We start from the raw sequence: 12,762 nt of genomic DNA, 5'->3' as shown, positions 1-12,762 counted from the left end.
CATGTCCGACAAGACGATGACGCCCGAAGAGGTCGTCGGCCGGCTGCGCAGCGGCATGACGATCGGCATCGGCGGCTGGGGTTCGCGGCGTAAGCCCATGGCACTGGTGCGCGCGCTGCTGCGCAGCGATGTCACCGACCTGACCGTGGTCTCGTACGGCGGTCCCGACGTCGGACTGCTCGCCGCCGCCGGCCGGATCCGCAAGCTGATCGCCGCGTTCGCGACGCTCGACTCCATCCCTCTCGAACCGAACTTCCGGGCCGCACGCCAGCAGGGCGCCTTCGAGCTGATGGAGGTCGACGAGGCGATGTTCATGTGGGGCCTGCACGCGGCGGCGAACCGGCTGCCGTTCCTGCCGGTCCGCGCGGGCATCGGCTCGGACGTCATGCGGGTCAACCCGGCCCTGCGGACGGTCACTTCACCCTACGAGGACGGGGAGACGTTCGTCGCGATGCCCGCCCTGCGCCTGGACGCGGCCCTGGTCCACGTGAACCGCGCGGACCGCGCGGGCAACGGCCAGTACCTGGGCCCCGACCCGTACTTCGACGACCTGTTCTGCGAGGCGGCGGACACGGCGTACGTCTCCTGCGAGCGCCTCGTCGACGGTGCGGGCGGTTTCGGGAAGGACGTCGTACCGCAGTCGCTGCTCATCAAGCGGCACGCGGTGACCGGCGTGGTCGAGACGCCGAACGGGGCGCACTTCACGTCCTGCGTGCCCGACTACGACCGCGACGAGCCGTTCCAGAAGCTGTACGCGACGACGCCCTGGCCCGAGTTCGCCGCCCGTTTCCTGCCGCCGGACGGGGACGAGAAGCAGTACCGGTCCGCCGTACAGGCCTGGCACGAGGAGCAGAAGTGACCACCACACCGCGCACCCGGGTGAGCCGGGCCGAGTACTGCGTTCTGGCCTGCGCCGACGCCTGGCGGGACAACGGCGAGGTGCTCGCCAGCCCCATGGGCCTGATCCCGTCGATCGGGGCGCGGCTCGCCAAGCGGACCTTCTCCCCCGACCTGCTGCTCACCGACGGCGAGGCGATGCTGGTCGGCCTCGACGGATCGGCGGAGGGCTGGCTCCCGTACCGGCAGCACCTGGCGATGGTCACCGGCGGGGACCGGCACGTGATGATGGGCGCGAGCCAGCTCGACCGGTTCGGGAACCAGAACATCTCGTGCATCGGCGACTGGGACCGCCCCGACCGGCAACTGCTCGGGGTGCGTGGCGCCCCCGTCAACACCCTCAACAATCCGGTGAGTTACTGGGTGCCCAAGCACAGCACGCGCGTGTTCGTCGAGAAGGTCGACATGGTCAGCGGTGTCGGCTACGACAGCGCGGCCGCGGCCGGCCCCTCCGCCACCCGCTACCACCGGCTCCCCCGCGTCGTCACGAATCTGGCCGTCCTCGACTTCGCGACCCCCGACCACGCGATGCGGCTCGCCTCCGTGCACCCGGGCGTCACGGTCGAGGAGGTCCAGGGGGCGACGGGGTTCGCGCTCACGCTGCCGGAGGGCGGCGAGGTCCCGTTCACGCGCGAGCCGACCGCGGCGGAGCTGCGGCTGATCCGCGAGGTCATCGACCCGAAGACCCTGCGGGAGCGCGAGGTCAAGCCGGTATGAGCGACGACGTGAACGAAGGCAAAGGTGACGACGCCTTCACCCTGTCCACGCCCCTCACCAAGCTGATCGGCATCCGCCACCCCATCGTCCAGACCGGGATGGGGTGGGTGGCGGGCCCGCGGCTCGTCTCCGCGTCGGCGAACGCGGGCGCGCTCGGCATCCTCGCCTCCGCGACCATGACGGTCGACCAACTCCGGTCCGCGGTACGGGAGGTGAAGTCCCGCACCGACCAGCCCTTCGGGGTCAATCTGCGGGCCGACGCGGGGGACGCGCGCGAGCGGGTCAAGGTGATCGTCGCCGAGGGCGTGAAGGTGGCCTCGTTCGCGCTCGCCCCCTCGCGCGAGCTGATCGCCGAGCTGAAGGACGCGGGCGTCGTCGTCATCCCGTCCATCGGCGCGCGCCGGCACGCCGAGAAGGTCGCGGCGTGGGGCGCGGACGCGGTGATCGTGCAGGGCGGCGAGGGCGGCGGCCACACCGGTGACGTGGCGACGTCCGTGCTCCTGCCGCAGGTGGTCGACGCGGTCGACATACCCGTCGTCGGCGCGGGCGGCTTCCACGACGGGCGCGGCCTGGTCGCCGCGCTCGCCTACGGGGCGGCGGGGGTCGCCATGGGCACCCGTTTCCTGCTGACCTCCGACTCCACGGTGCCGGACGCGGTGAAGGCGAAGTACCTCGCGGCGAGCGTCAAGGACGTCACGGTGACGACCGCCGTCGACGGCCTGCCGCACCGCATGCTCCGTACGGAACTCGTCACTTCCCTGGAGGGCGCCGGCCGTTCACGTGCCCTGCTGCAGGCCGTCCGGCGCGCCGCGGGCTTCAGGAAGCTGTCCGGCCTGACCTGGTCGCAGATGGTGCGGGACGGGCTCGCCATGAAGCACGGCAAGGACCTCACCTGGAGCCAGGTCCTGCTCGCCGCCAACACCCCCATGCTCCTGAAGGCCTCCATGGTCGAGGGCCGCACCGACCTCGGCGTCATGGCGTCGGGCCAGGTCGCGGGGCTGATCGAGGACCTGCCCAGCTGCGAGGAACTCGTCGGCCGCGTGATGACCGAGGCCCGGCACGTGCTCGGCACCCTGCCGACACCAGGGTGATGCGCCCTTTCCGAGAGGGAGTTCACGAATGCCAGGCAGCACGCAGACGCACAGTGCCGCACGCGCGGCAGTGACACGTATCAACAGAGGGTCGCCCGAAGGCGTGGCCGCGCTCTCCCGGCGCCGCCTGCTCGGCGCGGCCCTCGGCTCCGCGCTCGGCACGGCCGCCCTGACCACGCTCGCCCCGGGCGCGGCCGCGGCACCGGGGCCGAGGTCGCCGATCCGGCACATCCCCCTCCAGGGCGGCGCGGTGAACGTCCGCGACATCGGCGGCCACCGCGCCGCGGGCGGCCGGGTCCGGTACGGGGCGGTCTACCGCGCCGACGCGCTCAGCAAGGTCACCGACGCGGACGTGACGACCCTCGCCGGGCTGCGGCTGCGCCAAGTGGTGGATTTCCGGATCCCGTTGGAGATCCGGTACGACGGCGCGGACCGGTTGCCCGCGGGGGTCACCGGCACGGCGCGCCCCGTCTCGGACAACGGCCTGTACGCGCAACTGCTCGGCGCGATCGCGGCCAAGGACCCGGTCAAGCAGGAGGAGATGCTGGGCGGCGGCAGGGCGGCCGCGTTCATGCGAAGCGTCTACCCGATGTTCGTGTCGGACGCCGCCAACCGGGCCCAGTTCGGGGCGACACTGCACGACATCGCGTACGGCGGCCGCGGCGCGCTCCTCTACCACTGCACCTCCGGCAAGGACCGCACCGGCTGGACGACGTACGTCCTGCTGCGCACGCTCGGCGTCGACCGGCGCACCGCCGTGGCCGACTACTTGGCGTCCAACACCTTCCGGGCCGCCTACGACGCGAAGGTCCGCGAGGCCCTCGCGCAGGCGGGCCAGATGCAGAACCCGGACCTGCTGATCCCGATCCAGGAGGTGCGCGTCGAGTACCTCGCGGCCGCCCTCGACCAGGTGCGCCACGACTACGGAAGCCTTGAGCGCTACGTCCGTGAAGGACTCGGCGTCGACCGGCGCACCCTCGCGCTCCTGCGGGCCGGACTGATCGAAAGGTAGGACGCCGGAAGGTCGGCCTTGCCCTCGCGTGCGCTCCAAGTCCTAGCGTTCCGGGCATGACCACCATCGCAGCACAGCACAGGATCGGCAGCGGTTTCGGGGCGCACAGCACCGCGGCCGAAGTCGTCGCCGGTATCGACCTGACCGGCAGAACGGCCCTCGTCACCGGCGGCTACTCGGGGCTCGGCCTGGAGACGACGCGCGCGCTCGTCGCGGCGGGCGCGCACGTGATCGTGCCCGCGCGCCGCCCCGAGGCGGCGCGCGAGGCGCTGAGCACCGTCCCCCGCACCGCGGTTGACGCGCTCGACCTGTCCGACCTGGAGAGCGTACGCAGCTTCGCCGACCGCTTCCTCGACTCGGGCCGCACCCTCGACCTGGTCGTCAACAACGCGGGCGTGATGGCGGTACCGGAGCAACGGGCCGGCCGGGACTGGGAGTTCCAGTTCGCGACGAACCACCTGGGTCACTACGCGCTGGTCAACCGCCTGCGCCCGGCGTTCGCGCCGGGCGGGACACGGGTCGTCGCGCTCACGTCCTCCGGCCACTTCCTGACCGGCATCCGCTGGGACGACCCGAACTTCCGTACGGGGTACGACCGTTGGCTGGCCTACGGGCAGGCGAAGACGGCCAACGCCCTGTTCGCGCTGCACCTGGACCGGCTCGGCGCGGCGAGCGGGGTGCGTGCGTACGCCGTGCACCCGGGCTCGATCCTGACGCCGCTGCAGCGGCACATCCCGCGCGAGGAGTGGGCAGGGCGTGGCTGGATCACGGAGACGGGTGAGCCGCCGGCCGGTTTCAAGACGCCGCAGCAGGGCGCGGCGACCACGCTCTGGGCGGCGACGTCACCGCTCCTCGACGCGCGCGAGGGCGCGTACGGGGGCGCCTACTGCCAGGACTGCGACCTGGCGGAATCCGTACCGGACGACGCCGACGACATGCTCGTCGGCGGGGTCAAGTCCTGGGCGCGCGACCCGGAGGCGGCGGCCCGGCTGTGGACCTTGTCGGCGGAGCTGACGGGCGTGGACGCCTTCGCCTGACAGCTCCGGTCGCCCCGCACCCCCACTCTGCCTTGTTACGCGGCGGCCTGGCGCGGCCCGCGCGGCCCGCGACCGCGGCGGTTGCCGGCGCCGACGGTGCTCGCGGCCGAGGCGGCAGCGGCGCCGCCACCACCGGAACGACGCCGTGCGCCACCCGTGCCCCCGCCCGTACCGGCCTTCGCGCCCGTACCGGCGGCCTTCGCCCCACCCGTCGTGGAGCGCGGCTGGCGCGGCTGGCGCTGCTGCTGGCCCTCACCGGCCGGCTTGCCCGCGCCACCGCCACTGCCCGCACCCCGCGAACGGCGCGAACGGCGCGGCTTGGAACCGGCGCCCGACGGGGCCGCCACGGGCTCCGGCACGGCGATGACCACGGCGACACCGGACGGCTCACGCGCGCCGGTGATCTTCACCAGCTCGTCGTCCGTGGAGCGGACCTGGGTGGTGCGCGGCTGGATGCCGGCGTGCCGCATCAGGCTCTGCACCTCCCGCTTCTGCTCGGGCAGGACCAGCGTGACGACGCTGCCGGACTCACCGGCGCGGGCGGTGCGGCCGCCACGGTGCAGGTAGTCCTTGTGCTCGGTGGGCGGGTCCACGTTCACGACGAGGTCGAGGTCGTCGACGTGGATGCCGCGCGCGGCGACGTTCGTGGCGACGAGGGCGGTGACCCGGCCGTCCTTGAACTGCTCCAGGGTGCGGTTGCGCTGCGGCTGGCTGCGGCCGCCGTGCAGCGGGGCCGCGTACACGCCGTCGGCGAGGAGCCGCTTGGCGAGCCGGTCGGCGGAACGCTTGGTGTCGACGAAGAGGATGACGCGCCCCTCGCGGGCGGCGATCCGGGCCGTGACGGCCTTCTTGTCGGTCTCGTCCAGGAGGTGCAGGACGTGGTGCTCCATCGTCGTGACGGCGCCGGCCGACGGGTCGACGGAGTGCACGACGGGGTCGGTGAGGAACTGCTTGACGAGCCGGTCCACGTTCCGGTCGAGCGTCGCCGAGAACAGCATGGTCTGGCCGCCGGCCTCGACCTGCTTGAGGAGCGCGGTGACCTGCGGCATGAAGCCCATGTCGGCCATCTGGTCGGCCTCGTCGAGGACCGTGATGCGGACCCGGGACAGGTCGCAGTCGCCCCGCTCGATGAGGTCCTTGAGGCGGCCCGGGGTGGCGACGACGACCTCGGCACCGCGGCGCAGCTGGCCCGCCTGCCGGGAGATCGACATGCCGCCGACGACGGTGGCCGTACGGAGGTGCAGCGAGGTCGCGTACGGGGCGAGGGCGTCGGTGACCTGCTGCGCGAGTTCACGCGTGGGCACGAGGACGAGGGCGAGCGGCGCCTTCGGCTCGGCCTTGCGGCCCGCGGTGCGGGCGAGCAGCGGGAGGCCGAAGGCGAGGGTCTTGCCGGAGCCCGTGCGGCCGCGGCCGAGCAGGTCGCGTCCGGCGAGGGAGTTGGGGAGCGTCGCGGCCTGGATGGGGAACGGCTCGGTGACGCCCTGCGCACCCAGCGTCTTCAGCAGGGCGGCGGGCATGTCGAGGTCGGCGAAGTCGGCGACCGGAGGCAGCGCGGGAGTGGTGTTCTCCGGCATGGTGAACTCGCGCGGCGGCGTGGGCTGTTGCCTGCGCTGCTGCTCGGGGGCGCGGCGCTTCCCACCGGCTGCGGGGCGGGACGGGCGACGGCGGGACGGGCGGGCTGAGCTGGCCATGCGGCATGCCTTCCGGAGGGACGGGAACAGCAGGAACCGGGGCCCGCACCGTCATCGGTGCGGACCCCGGCCCAGTGGTGCGCAATTAGGCGGGAACGATGTTCTCCGCCTGCGGGCCCTTCTGGCCCTGCGTCACGTCGAACGTGACCTTCTGGCCCTCCTGGAGCTCACGGAAGCCCGAGGTGGCGATGTTCGAGTAGTGGGCGAAGACGTCGGCGCCGCCGCCGTCCTGCTCGATGAAGCCGAAGCCCTTTTCCGAGTTGAACCACTTCACGGTACCGGTGGCCATGTCATTCTCCTTGAACAGGTAGCAGCCCCCATTCCGAGAACGTCCACGTGAACGCCGGATCCCGGGAGAATTCCCCGGAAAACAAAAAGCGCCTGAGGCGGAACATTCCCGTCAGGCGCACATATGTCTATGGGTACCAAAACTGCAACACAAAGACAGTATCACGCTCGGCTCGGGTCGTCGCACCGGAACCACGCGGAGACATCAGAAGTCACCCGGAGTCACTCCCGTCACGCTCACATCCGCACCGTTCCCTTGGCGGTCCGGAGTCCTGCCGGGCCGGTCGGTCCTCGGTCGCGCGAACCGGCCGGCCCCTTCGTCCGGACGGTCTCAGAGTCGCTCGACGATCGTCACGTTGGCCTGGCCGCCGCCCTCGCACATGGTCTGCAGGCCGAAGCGGCCGCCGGTGCGCTCCAGCTCGTGCAGCAGTGTCGTCATCAGCTTCACGCCGGTCGCGCCCAGCGGGTGGCCGAGGGCGATGGCGCCCCCGTTCACGTTCACCTTCGCCGGGTCGGCGCCGGTCTCCTTCAGCCAGGCGAGGACGACCGGCGCGAACGCCTCGTTGATCTCGACGAGGTCCATGTCGTCGATGGACATGCCGGACTTCTTGAGGGCGTACGCGGTCGCGGGGATCGGCGCGGACAGCATGCGGATGGGGTCCTCGCCGCGCACCGAGAGGTGGTGGACGCGGGCGCGGGGCGTCAGTCCGTGTTCCCGTACGGCCCGCTCGGAGGCCATGAGCAGGGCGGCCGCGCCGTCGGACACCTGCGAGGAGCACGCGGCGGTGATGGTGCCGCCCTCCATGACGGGCTTGAGCCCGGCCATCTTCTCCAGGGTGGTGTCCCGGCGCGGGCCCTCGTCGACGGTGACGTCCCCGAAGGCGACGGTCTCGCGGGTGAAGCGGCCCTCGTCGATGGCGCGCAGGGCGCGCTGGTGGGACTGGAGCGCCCATTCCTCCTGGTCGCGGCGGGTGATGCCCCACTTCTCGGCGATCAGTTCGGCGCCGTGGAACTGGTTGACCGGCCGGTCGCCGTAGCGGGCGCGCCAGCCCTCGCTGCCGGCGAACGGCCCTTCGGTGAGGCCGAGCGGCTCGGCGGCCTGCCGGGAGGCGAAGGCGATCGGGATCATCGACATGTTCTGCACGCCGCCCGCGACGACGAGGTCCTGGGTGCCGGACAGCACGCCCTGGGCGGCGAAGTGCAGGGCCTGCTGGGAGGAGCCGCACTGGCGGTCGACGGTCACGCCCGGCACCTCCTCGGGCAGGCCGGCCGCCAGCCAGCACGTCCGGGCGATGTCACCGGCCTGCGGGCCCACGGTGTCGAGGCAGCCGAGGACGACGTCCTCGACGGCTGCCGGGTCGATGCCGGTGCGGGCGACGAGTTCCTTGAGGACGTGCGCGCCCAGGTCGGCGGGGTGGACGGCCGAGAGGCCGCCCTTGCGCCGCCCGACGGGGGTGCGGACCGCTTCGACGATGTAGGCCTCGGCCATGACGGATCCCTCTCCTTGGGCTATGTCTCTCGTACGGCGATCCCGTCCAGCACCATCGACAGGTACTGGCGGGCGATCTCCTCCGGGCTGTGCTGTCCGCCGGGCCGGTACCAGGACGCGGCCACCCACACGGTGTCGCGCACGAACCGGTAGGTGAGGCGGATGTCGAGATCGGCGCGGAAGACCTCGTCCTCGACCCCGCGTTCCAGGGTCGTCAGCCAGGCCTTCTCGAACTTGCGCTGGGACGCCGCGAGGAACTCGAACCGCTCCTGCACGGCGAGGTGCTTGGACTCCTTCTGGTAGATCGCGACGGCGGCGCGGTGCCGGTCGATCTCCCGGAAGGACTCGGTGACGAGGGCCGCCAGGGTCTCCCGGGGGCCGAGGCCGGCGTCGAGCACGGAGTCGTAGCCGGCCCACAGCTCGTCGAGGAAGGACCGGAGGATCTCCTCGATCATCGACTCCTTGGAGTCGAAGTGGTAGTAGAGGCTGCCGGCGAGCATGCCCGCGTGGTCGGCGATCTTCCGGACGGTGGTGGCGTTGTAGCCCTGGGCGGCGAACACCTCGGCGGCCGTGTCGAGGAGTTCACGGCGCCGCTCGGGCGATGCGGTCACCTGGGGCTTCTTCTTCGTAGGCACGCGACCATTGTGGTCCCCGTCGGGTCGCTCATGGGTGCTGGCTGCTCACGGAGACGGTCTCGCCCGTCATGTAGGAGGAGTAGCCGGACGCGAGGAACACGATCACGTTGGCCACCTCCCACGGTTCGGCGTACCGCCCGAAGGCCTCCTTCTCGGTCAGCTCCGCGAGCAGTTCGGCGGAGGTGACCTTCACCAGGTGCGGGTGCATGGCGAGGCTCGGTGAGACCGCGTTGACCCTGACCCCGTACTCGGCTGCCTCCACGGCGGCGCATCGGGTGAGGGCCATGACGCCGGCCTTGGCGGCCGCGTAGTGCGCCTGTCCGGCCTGGGCGCGCCAGCCCACCACGGAGGCGTTGTTGACGACGACGCCTTGGCGGCCGGTGTCGCGGAAGGCGCGCAGGGCGGCTCTGGTGCAGCGGAACGTGCCGTTCAGCGTCACGTCCAGGACGCGGCCCCACTGCTCGTCGGACATGTCGACGAGGGCCGAAGTGCCGCCCAGTCCGGCGTTGTTGACGACGATGTCGAGTCCGCCGTGCCGTTCGTGGGCGAGCGCGAGGAGGGCGGCGACCTGCTCCTCGTCGGTCACGTCGCAGGGCAGTGACGCCACGCGCTCGGCGCCGAACTCCTGCGCGAGGGCCTGCTCGGACTCCTTGAGGCGGCGGGTGTGCGCGTCGCTGATCAGGACCCGTGCGCCCTCCTCCAGGAATCTGCGGGCGGTGGCGCCGCCGATCCCGGCCCCGGCGGCCGCGGTGATCACGGCGGTGCGGCCGGCGAGCAGATCGTGCCCGGGCACGTACGGGGGTGCGCTCTCGGGTCCGGTCATACGCACGCCTCCTGACTCCTCGACGCTGCTCATGCGGCTACGGTAACCTACCAAACACTTGTTAGGGAAGGATGATGCCCGATGCCCGCAGCACAGCCCGCAGCAGACTCCGCCTCCGAGCCGCCCGTGCTGTACGAGGCCAGGGGCCGGGTCGCGTACGTGACGATGAACCGGCCCCGGTATCGCAACGCGCAGAACTCGGCGATGACGTACGCCCTGGACGAGGCGTTCTATCGCGCGGCCGAGGACGGTGACGTGAAGGTCGTCGTGCTCGCGGGTGCGGGCGAGCACTTCTCCGCGGGGCACGACATCGGCACCCCGGAGCGGGACGCGCATCTGGCGTTCGAGCGGCGGGCCGGGCTGTGGTGGGACCACTCCGACAAGCGGGGCGCGGAGTCCCGGTTCGCGCGCGAGTCGGAGGTGTATCTGGGCATGTGCCGCCGGTGGCGCGAGCTGCCGAAGCCGGTGATCGCCTCGGTCCACGGGGCGTGCGTGGCGGGCGGATTGATGCTGGCGTGGGTGTGCGACCTGATCGTGGCGAGCGAGGACGCGTTCTTCGCGGACCCGGTGGTGCGGATGGGCATTCCGGGCGTCGAGTACTTCGCGCACCCCTGGGTGATGCCGCCGCGGATCGCGAAGGAGTTCCTGTTCACGGGCGACCGGATGAGCGCGCGGCGGGCGTACGAGGTGGGGATGGTGAACCGGGTGGTGGAGGACCGCGCCGAACTCGCCTCGGTGACGCGTGGGCTGGCGGAGCGCGTCGCCGACATGCCGCGCCTCGGGCTCGCGCTCACCAAGCGCGCGGTGAACCAGGCGGAGGACCTTCAGGGCCTGCACGCGGGCATGGACTCGGTGTTCGGCCTGCACCACCTGGCGCACGCGCACAACGCGGAGACGGCGGCCGACCCCCTGGGCGGCATGGACGTCCATGCCATGAAGAAGGCGGGTGCGTGATGGATCTGCAATTCACCCCGGACGAGGACGCGTTCCGCGCCGAGGCGCGGGAGTGGCTCGCGGCCCACGTGCCGGCCGAGCCGCTGCCGTCGCTGGAGACGGAGGAGGGCTTCGCCGCGCACCGCGCGTGGGAGGCCGAACTCTCCGCGGACCGCTGGTCGGTGGTGTCGTGGCCCGAGGAGTTCGGAGGCCGGGGCGTCGACATCTTCAGGTGGCTGGTCTTCGAGGAGGAGTACTACGCGGCGGGCGCCCCGGGCCGCGTCTCGCAGAACGGCATCAACCTCCTCGCCCCGACCCTGTTCGATCACGCGACGGACGAGCAGCGGGCGCGGGTCCTCCCGTCGATGGCGAGCGGCGAGGTGATCTGGGCGCAGGCCTGGTCGGAGCCGGAGGCGGGTTCGGACCTGGCCTCGCTGCGCTCGCGGGCGGTCCGCACGGACGGCGGCTGGCTGCTCAGCGGGCAGAAGACCTGGTCGTCGCGGGCGGCGTTCGCGGACCGGGCCTTCGGCATCTTCCGCACGGACCCGGACGCGCCCAAGCCGCACCAGGGGCTCACGTACCTGATGTTCGACCTGCGCGCGCCCGGTGTCACGGTCCGCCCCATCGGCCGCCTCGACGGCAGGCCGGCCTTCGCCGAGCTGTTCCTGGACGACGTGTTCGTGCCGGACGAGGACGTGATCGGGGAGCCCGGCAACGGCTGGCGGATCGCGATGTCGACGACGGGCAACGAGCGGGGGCTCACCCTGCGCTCCCCCGGCCGCTTCCTCGCCTCCGCCGACCGCCTCCACCGCCTGTGGCGGGAGCGTGGCGCGGATCCGGCGGTCCGGGACCGGGTGGCGGACGCGCTGGTCGGGGCGCGCGCGTACCAGCTGTTCACGTACGCCAACGCGTCGCGTTTCGCGGCGGGCGAGCGGATCGGCGCGGAGTCGAGCCTGAACAAGGTGTTCTGGTCCGAGTACGACATCGCGCTGCACGAGACGGCGCTGGAACTGCTGGGCGCGGACGGCGAGTCGGCGGCGGGCGAGTGGGCCGAGGGGTACGTCTTCTCGCTCGCCGGACCGATCTACGCGGGGACGAACGAGATCCAGCGCGACATCATCGCCGAGCGGCTGCTCGGCCTGCCGAAGGGACGCCGCTGATGAGGTTCCTCCTGGACGCGGAGCAGGCCGAGTTCGGCCGCACGCTCGACCGGATGCTGGGCGCGTCGGACACCCCTTCGGTGATCCGGGCGTGGGCGGACGGCGACCCGGCCCCGGGGCGGGCGCTGTGGTCGCGGATCGCCGGGACCGGGGTCTTCGCGCTCGCCGTCCCCGAGCCGTACGACGGGATGGGTCTGCTGCCGGTCGAACTGGCGGTGGCGTACGTCGAGTTGGGGCGGCACGCGGTGCCGGGTCCGCTCGTGGAGACGGCGGCGGTTGCCGCGCTGCTCGCCGGGTCGCCCCATGCCGCGGGGGCCGCCAAGGAGTGGCTGCCGCGGATCGCGGCCGGGGAGGCCGTGGTGACCCTCGGCGCGGGGGCGTACGCCCTGGACGCGGACGCGGCCGACGCGGTGTTCGTGGCGGAGGGCGGCACGGTGCGGCTGACCGGCGGTCACGGGCCGCTCACCGAGTCCGCCGATCCCGCCCGCCGTCTGTTCCGGCCGGACGGATCGGGCGAGGTGCTCGCCCGGGACGCGGCGGGAGCGGTGACCCGGGCGACGGATCTGGCCGCGCTGCTGACCGCCGCGCAGTCCCTCGGTGTCGGTCTGGAGCTGCTGCGCAGAACCGTCGCGTACGTGGGCCGGCGAAGGCAGTTCGGGGTGCCGATCGGCTCGTTCCAGGCGGTCAAGCACCGGCTCGCGGACGCGCTCCTGGGCCTGGAGTTCGCGCGGCCCCTGCTGTTCGGTGCGGCGCTGTCGATGACGTCGGCCGACATCGCGGCGGCCAAGCTCACGGCGGGCGAGGCGGCGTACGCGGCGGCGCGCGCCGCGCTCCAGCTGCACGGCGCGGTGGGTTACACCGCGGAGCTCGACCTGTCGCTGTGGCTCAGGAAGGCGCGGCCGCTGCGGGACGCGTGGGGGACGCCCGCGCAGTGCCGGGAGCGGGTGGCGTCAACGGCAAGGGGCCGGGCGCGGGCCAGGGCCTAGGCA

Annotated in this window: 13 protein-coding genes; 8 read left to right on the top strand and 5 right to left on the bottom strand. The window is 72.5% G+C overall.

Translation table 11 applies throughout. The annotated features are described in order from the left end of the window. The first annotated feature begins 1 nt into the window (after position 1). The 5 genes from B072_RS0127495 to B072_RS0127475 all read left to right on the top strand — a co-directional run bounded on the left by B072_RS0127495 (position 2) and on the right by B072_RS0127475 (position 4,754). Complete coding sequence (locus B072_RS0127495) at positions 2-859, top strand: CoA transferase subunit A (RefSeq protein ID WP_018533171.1); 858 nt, start codon at positions 2-4, stop codon at positions 857-859. After that, positions 856-1,614: a CoA-transferase subunit beta gene (locus B072_RS0127490; protein ID WP_018533170.1), complete on the top strand. Its 759-nt coding sequence runs from the start codon at positions 856-858 to the stop codon at positions 1,612-1,614. The genes B072_RS0127495 and B072_RS0127490 overlap by 4 nt, the downstream gene beginning before the upstream one ends. A 41-nt stretch (positions 1,615-1,655) precedes the next feature. After that, positions 1,656-2,705, top strand: coding sequence for an NAD(P)H-dependent flavin oxidoreductase (locus B072_RS0127485; RefSeq protein ID WP_043244861.1), 1,050 nt, complete (start codon positions 1,656-1,658; stop codon positions 2,703-2,705). Between the two features lie 103 nt (positions 2,706-2,808). Further along, positions 2,809-3,717 carry a tyrosine-protein phosphatase gene (locus B072_RS0127480; protein ID WP_018533168.1) on the top strand — a complete coding sequence of 303 codons (909 nt, stop codon included), beginning with the start codon at positions 2,809-2,811 and terminating at the stop codon, positions 3,715-3,717. 56 nt (positions 3,718-3,773) lie between these two features. Further along, complete coding sequence (locus B072_RS0127475; RefSeq protein ID WP_018533167.1) at positions 3,774-4,754, top strand: SDR family NAD(P)-dependent oxidoreductase; 981 nt, start codon at positions 3,774-3,776, stop codon at positions 4,752-4,754. A 35-nt stretch (positions 4,755-4,789) separates the two neighbouring features. On the opposite strand, the gene B072_RS0127470 is transcribed toward B072_RS0127475, so the two are convergent. The 5 genes from B072_RS0127470 to B072_RS0127450 all read right to left on the bottom strand — a co-directional run bounded on the left by B072_RS0127470 (position 4,790) and on the right by B072_RS0127450 (position 9,680). Then, the gene (locus B072_RS0127470) at positions 4,790-6,445 is read right to left on the bottom strand and encodes a DEAD/DEAH box helicase (RefSeq protein WP_026246359.1); all 1,656 of its coding nucleotides are present in this window, start codon (positions 6,443-6,445) and stop codon (positions 4,790-4,792) included. An 85-nt stretch (positions 6,446-6,530) separates the two neighbouring features. Then, on the bottom strand, positions 6,531-6,734 hold the full coding sequence (locus B072_RS0127465) for a cold-shock protein (protein ID WP_004985680.1): 204 nt from the start codon (positions 6,732-6,734) through the stop codon (positions 6,531-6,533). 330 nt (positions 6,735-7,064) lie between these two features. Continuing rightward, positions 7,065-8,222 carry an acetyl-CoA C-acetyltransferase gene (locus tag B072_RS0127460; protein ID WP_018533165.1) on the bottom strand — a complete coding sequence of 386 codons (1,158 nt, stop codon included), beginning with the start codon at positions 8,220-8,222 and terminating at the stop codon, positions 7,065-7,067. 20 nt (positions 8,223-8,242) lie between these two features. Next, positions 8,243-8,857 carry a TetR/AcrR family transcriptional regulator gene (locus B072_RS0127455; RefSeq protein WP_018533164.1) on the bottom strand — a complete coding sequence of 205 codons (615 nt, stop codon included), beginning with the start codon at positions 8,855-8,857 and terminating at the stop codon, positions 8,243-8,245. Between the two features lie 28 nt (positions 8,858-8,885). Beyond that, a complete protein-coding gene (locus B072_RS0127450; protein WP_018533163.1) occupies positions 8,886-9,680 on the bottom strand; it encodes an SDR family oxidoreductase in 795 nt (264 codons plus the stop codon). Positions 9,681-9,761: 81 nt separating this feature from the next. On the opposite strand from B072_RS0127450, the gene B072_RS0127445 reads away from it, so the two are divergent. From B072_RS0127445 to B072_RS0127435, 3 genes are read left to right on the top strand one after another with little or no spacing between them, the layout of a single operon-like run. Continuing rightward, on the top strand, positions 9,762-10,634 hold the full coding sequence (locus B072_RS0127445) for an enoyl-CoA hydratase (RefSeq protein ID WP_018533162.1): 873 nt from the start codon (positions 9,762-9,764) through the stop codon (positions 10,632-10,634). After that, a complete protein-coding gene (locus B072_RS0127440) occupies positions 10,634-11,773 on the top strand; it encodes an acyl-CoA dehydrogenase family protein (protein ID WP_018533161.1) in 1,140 nt (379 codons plus the stop codon). Before B072_RS0127445 ends, B072_RS0127440 begins: the two co-directional genes overlap by 1 nt. Continuing rightward, entirely contained in the window at positions 11,773-12,759 is a 987-nt protein-coding gene (locus tag B072_RS0127435) for an acyl-CoA dehydrogenase family protein (RefSeq protein WP_018533160.1), read from the top strand. Before B072_RS0127440 ends, B072_RS0127435 begins: the two co-directional genes overlap by 1 nt. The last annotated feature ends 3 nt before the right edge of the window (positions 12,760-12,762 follow it).

Source organism: Streptomyces sp. HmicA12, from assembly GCF_000373565.1.
GTDB lineage: Bacteria > Actinomycetota > Actinomycetes > Streptomycetales > Streptomycetaceae > Streptomyces.
Note: the sequence above shows the minus strand (reverse complement) of the source record. Positions and strands in the feature narration are given on the sequence as shown.